This is a genomic window from Stenotrophomonas capsici (genome assembly GCF_034961085.1).
Lineage (GTDB): Bacteria > Pseudomonadota > Gammaproteobacteria > Xanthomonadales > Xanthomonadaceae > Stenotrophomonas > Stenotrophomonas capsici.
In genome coordinates this window covers 1-3763 of sequence record NZ_JAYFUH010000120.1, presented here as the reverse complement: position 1 = coordinate 3763, position 3763 = coordinate 1, and the positions used below count along the sequence as shown (strand labels likewise).

The following is a 3763-nucleotide window of genomic DNA, read 5'->3' as shown; positions in this document are numbered from 1 at the left end:
CCGGCGTTCGCCATTTCGCCGGTGGATACCACCGCCGCCGGCGATACTTTCTGCGGCACGCTGGTGGCATCGCTGGCCCGCGGTGAAGCCCTGCAGCAGGCGCTGCTCGCCGCCAGCGCGGCCTCTGCCCTGGCCTGCACGCGGCTGGGCGCACAATCCAGCATTCCCGACCACGCCGAGGTCACCGCGCTGCTGGCCGATGCCCGCCGTGTCCCCTGCACCGACGCCCATGCCGCGCTCGCGGCCTGGTGCGCGCTTTGACCGCTTGCTCCCCCTGTTTTTCGTTGGATGAATGCCATGACCACGCCGTACCCCACGCCTGATTACGACAACGACAGCCCCGACCACGGGCGCGAGGCGATCACCACCGAGTACAAGTTCTCGCACGTCACCACCGGCCGCTACCTGCCCACCCCGGGCAAGGCACCGGCCTGGCCGTTCGCCGACATCGGCAACTGGATGATCGATGCCAACGCCAGTGCCGGCGACTGGCTGACCGAGCTGAAGGACTGGCGGCGCGAGCACCTGGTGCGGATCGGCTACACCGACGTGAACTACCGCCGCCCCGAGCTGCAGTGGGCACAGCGCAACTTCGTGCATGCGCAGATGATGGTCGAGGACCGCTACTTCTTCGACGTGGAGACCGCGCAGTACACGGTGGACAAGTACCTGGACGACCTGGTCGCGCGCTTCGGCGGGCTGGACTCTGTGCTGATCTGGTACATCTACCCGAACATCGGCATCGACGACCGCAACCAGTTCGACCTGGCGCACACGCTGCCCGGCGGCCTTGAAGGGCTGACCGCTGCCGTGAAGGCCTTCCAGAAGCGCGGCGTGCGCGTGTTCCTGCCGGCCAAGCCGTGGGACCACGGTACCCGCGACCCGGGCGTGACCCATTGGGACGGCATGGCCGAGATCATCAAGGCCACCGGCGCCGATGGCATCAACGGTGACACCTTCAACGGCGTGCCGCGCGCGTTCTTCGATGCCTGCGACGCCAACGGCAACCCGGTGGTAGTGCAGCCCGAATCCACCATCAGCTCCGAAGAACAGCTGATCTGGAACGTGCAGAGCTGGGGCAAGAAGGCGCCCGACGGCCCCGTGCCGCCGGTGTCCAAGTGGAAGTGGCTGGAGCCGCGCCACATGGTCAATTACGAAAACCGTTGGGGCCGCAACCGCAACCACGACCTGCAGTACTGCTTCTTCAACGGCATCGGCTACAACGCCTGGGAAAACATCTGGGGCATCTGGAACCAGTTCACCGCGCGCGATGGCGAAACCCTGCGCCGCATCGCCGCGATCTACCGCCAGTTCCCGCAGCTGGTGGTATCGCAGGACTGGGAGCCGTACCAGGTCTGCTACCAGGGCGGCATCTTCGCCAGCAAGTTCCCGGTCGATGGGCTGAGCCTGCACACCTTCATCAACCGCAACGAATACGCGGTCAACGGCGAGCAGATCGGCCTGCCGCACGTGGACGGCACGCGCTACTACGACGTGTGGCACGGCGTAGAACTGTCGCCGTCGATCCGCGATGGCGTGGCGGTGATCGAACTGCCGATGGAAGCACGTGGCTTCGGCGCGGTGCTGAGCGTGCAGCCGGGTGTGGTGCTTGAGGGCTTCGACGCCTTCATGGCCGACGCCGCCACGCGTGCCGCGCAGCCGCTCAACAGCCATTCCGGTGCATGGAAGGCGCTGGACCAGCAGCTGCGCGAGATCCCGGCCACCCCGCCGCAGGCCAGTGCACCGGAAGGCATGGTCACCGTCCCCGCCGGCGAGTTCGTGTTCGCCGTCGGCGGCGTCGAGATCGAAGGCTTCAACTGGGCCGGACAGGACGTGCAGTTCCCGTGGGAAGACTGCCCGCGCCGCCACCATCGCAAGCACATGCAGATGGCGTCCTTCCACATCGACCGCTTCCCGGTCACCAATGCGCAGTTCAAGGCGTTCATCGATGCCACCGGCTACCACCCGGCCGATGACATCAACTTCCTCGCCCATTGGGTGGACGGCGCGCCGCGCGCCGGCTGGGACAACAAGCCGGTGATCTGGGTCTCGCTGGAAGATGCGCGCGCCTATGCCGCGTGGGCCGGCAAGCGCCTGCCGCACGAATGGGAGTGGCAGTACGCCGCGCAGGGCAGCGACGGCCGCGCCTATCCGTGGGGCAACGACTGGGACGCCGCGCGCGTGCCGCGCGTCAACCGCGGCCGCCGCGTGCTGGCCCCGGCCGACGTCGACGCACACCCGCAGGGCGCCAGCCCGTTCGGCGTGCAGGACCTGGTCGGCAACGTGTGGCAATGGACCGACGAATTCGTCGACGAGCACACCCGCGCGGCGATCCTGCGTGGTGGCTCCAGCTACCAGCCGCAGACCTCGCACTGGTACTTCCCGCAGGCCTACCGCCTGGACCAGCACGGCAAGTACCTGCTGATGGCACCGGCCAAGGACCGCAGCGGCATGCTGGGCTTCCGTTGCGTGGTGGACGCGGCATGAGCGCAACCATCCACAACGGCCAGCAGCTGGTGACACCGGCGGCGGTGCAGCTCGATGGCCTGCTCGGGCAGATGCTGGCCGCCAACCGCAGCGGCCGGCTGAGCCACTTCATCGTCGACGAGGACAGCCCGTCGATCAGCATCTTCGGCCAGGCCCACAAGCAGCAGAACCAGGAAGGCGACTGGTACGGCGAGCATGCCGGCAAGTGGCTCTCGGCCACCGCCCGCGCGGTGGCGCAGGGCGGCCAACCGCAGCTGGAGGCGAACCTGCGCCGCGTCGCCGACTGGTTGATCAGCCAGCAGGATGCCGACGGCTACCTCGGCAACTATGCCGCCGACCGCCGCTTCACCGTGCCGCAGCCGCCCAAACCGGAAAGCTGGAACGGCGAGCCGGCGCTGCGCACCTGGGACATCTGGACCCACAGCTACCTGATCCTGGGCTTCCTGGAAACCTGGCGTGCATTGGGCGATGACAGCTACCTGCAGGCCGCGCGGCGCATTGCCGACCTGTGCTGGCAGGCTCTGGAATCGGGCATCGACATCACCACGCTGGGCAATCACCACGGCATGTCGGCCACGGTGCTGCTGGACCCGGCCGCCGACCTGTACCTGGTCACCGGCGAGCCGCGTTATCTGGCGCTGGCCGAGAAGATCCTGAAGCAGGCCAATGCCAACCCGCGCCTGGCCCTGCTCGACAAGGGCATCGCCGGCGAGGACGCGGCGTTCATCGCCACCGGCAAGGCCTACCAGCTGTCGTGGAACCTGGTCGGCCTGGCCAAGCTGTACAAGGCCACCGGCAAGCACGATTACCGCATCGCCATCGACAACCTGTGGCACAACATCCGCGCGCAGCACCTCACGCTGGGCGGTGGTCCGTGGGGCGGCGTGGCGCACCGCTCGCGCGAAGTGTTCAATGCCCCGCGCACGTTCTTCCCGCAGGCCTACGTGGAAACCTGCTCGGTGCTGGCCTGGATGCAGCTCAACCGCGAGCTGCTGGCCATCACCGGCCATGCGCGCTACGCCGAGGAACTGGAGCGTACCGCCTACAACGACCTGCTCGCGGCGATGGCGCCCAACGGCGAGGACTGGTGCTACTACACCTTCCCCAACGGCAAGCGCGTGCACACCACGTATTGGCGCTGCTGCAAGTCCTCCGGCGCGATGGCGGTGGAGGAACTGCCGCAGGTCGCCTATGGCGTCGCCGCCGATGGCGGCCTGCGGATAAACCTGTACGGACCCGGCCAGGCCACGCTGTCGCAGGCCGAGGCCGGCGCGGT

The 3763-nt window shown here is 67.9% G+C and carries 3 protein-coding genes; all 3 read left to right on the top strand.

All coding sequences use genetic code 11. From position 1 onward, the window contains the following. On the top strand, positions 1-261 hold a 261-nt coding region (locus VA603_RS09515; RefSeq protein WP_323438657.1), incomplete at its 5' end, for a PfkB family carbohydrate kinase. A 36-nt stretch (positions 262-297) separates the two neighbouring features. After that, a complete protein-coding gene (locus tag VA603_RS09510) occupies positions 298-2487 on the top strand; it encodes a formylglycine-generating enzyme family protein (protein ID WP_323438656.1) in 2190 nt (729 codons plus the stop codon). Then, on the top strand, positions 2484-3763 hold a 1280-nt coding region (locus tag VA603_RS09505; RefSeq protein WP_323438655.1), incomplete at its 3' end, for a beta-L-arabinofuranosidase domain-containing protein. The genes VA603_RS09510 and VA603_RS09505, both read left to right, overlap by 4 nt.